The organism is Candidatus Viridilinea mediisalina, from assembly GCF_002532535.1.
In the GTDB taxonomy this organism is placed as follows: Bacteria; Chloroflexota; Chloroflexia; order Chloroflexales; family Chloroflexaceae; genus Viridilinea; species Viridilinea mediisalina.
On record NZ_NQWI01000283.1, the window covers coordinates 1 to 1,256 of the forward strand.

The following is a 1,256-nucleotide window of genomic DNA, read 5'->3' on the forward strand; positions in this document are numbered from 1 at the left end:
ATGGTGTTCCAGTAAATAATCCGGTATAATAACTCGCAGAAGTGTCAAGCCTTTCTGAGGAGGTTCTCATGCCTGCACGCCGAACCCTTTTGTTACGGGAGGAAGAACGACAGGAACTGGAGTACCTACGCGCACATGCGCCGCAACCCTATCTGCGTGAACGTGCAGCGGCCTTGCTGTTGATTGCGTCTGGCGTCCCACCAGCCGTGGTGGCGCGGGAACGTTTACTCGTCCCCCGGCATCCCGAAACGGTGTATATCTGGCTAAACCGCTGGGAAGCCGAGGGGTTTGATGGGCTTCCCATTCGTGATGGACGCGGGCGCAAGCCCGCTTTTTCTCCCTGAGCACCATGATCCTGAGGTAGCGGCGACGGAGATCGAACATCTCGTGCGCTGTGATCCACGACAGTGCGGACTCACGCAAACGCGATGGAGTTTGGATGCCATTCGGAGTCAATTGCTGTGGTTGAAAGATACCTCCTTGAGCGGCGTGGCGTATATCTTGGAACGGTTGGGGATTACGTGGCAACGTGCACGAAGTCATGTGCATAGTCCCGATCCGAACTATGCGGCGAAATTGGCGATTATTGAGGAAGTCATTGGGTATGCACATGCTCATCCCGATCAGATCGTCACGGTCTATCTGGATGAAGTAACGGTCACCCGCCAACCAACCCTTGCTGCAAACTATGGCCGAGCCGGAGCGGATCAGGTGCGCGCTGAACGGAGTTTGGCCGCTGATAGTGAGGTGCGGATCGTGGGAAGTTTGGATGTGGTGACGGGACAAGTGGTCGTGCGGCGTGCCAACACGATCAGCCTTGCGACCCTCGTGGCGTTCTACCAGCAATTGCGTGCGGCATACCCTCAGGCAGAACGGATCTTTGTGGTCTTGGATAATTGGCCGGTTCATTTTCATGCAGATGTGCTGGCGGATCTTGAACCGCAAACGACCCCGTGGATGTTCTCACGCCCGGGACACTGGCCCGCGACCCCAAGTCTGCGTGCGGTGCGTCGCATGGATGGGATTCGCCTCCCGATCCAACTGGTGCCGTTGCCCACGTATGCATCGTGGTGTAATCCTATTGAAAAAATTTGGCGATTAATGCGACAAGAAGTGACGCATCTGCATCGCTGGGCGGACTCACTCGAAGACATGCGAACACAGCTTGATAGATTCTTTGCCTCCTTCACGACCGGGTCGCCAAAGCTTTTACAGTATGTTGGACTGGGATAGCGGATTAATTTCTGGAAGACCAT

At 55.4% G+C, this 1,256-nt stretch carries 2 protein-coding genes; both read left to right on the forward strand.

Going from position 1 to position 1,256, the window contains the following annotated elements:
- Positions 1 to 68: 68 nt before the first annotated feature.
- On the forward strand, positions 69 to 344 hold the full coding sequence (locus tag CJ255_RS24565) for a helix-turn-helix domain-containing protein (protein WP_245863664.1): 276 nt from the start codon (positions 69 to 71) through the stop codon (positions 342 to 344).
- Complete coding sequence (locus CJ255_RS22005; RefSeq protein WP_245863666.1) at positions 310 to 1,233, forward strand: IS630 family transposase; 924 nt, start codon at positions 310 to 312, stop codon at positions 1,231 to 1,233. The genes CJ255_RS24565 and CJ255_RS22005 overlap by 35 nt, the downstream gene beginning before the upstream one ends.
- Positions 1,234 to 1,256: the final 23 nt, after the last annotated feature.

Excerpts from the sequence above, each read along its gene's own strand:
- CJ255_RS22005 (WP_245863666.1), top strand. The coding sequence starts at position 310 with ATGGACGCGGGCGCAAGCCCGCTTTTTCTCCCTGAGCACCATGATCCT.
- CJ255_RS24565 (WP_245863664.1), top strand. The coding sequence starts at position 69 with ATGCCTGCACGCCGAACCCTTTTGTTACGGGAGGAAGAACGACAGGAA.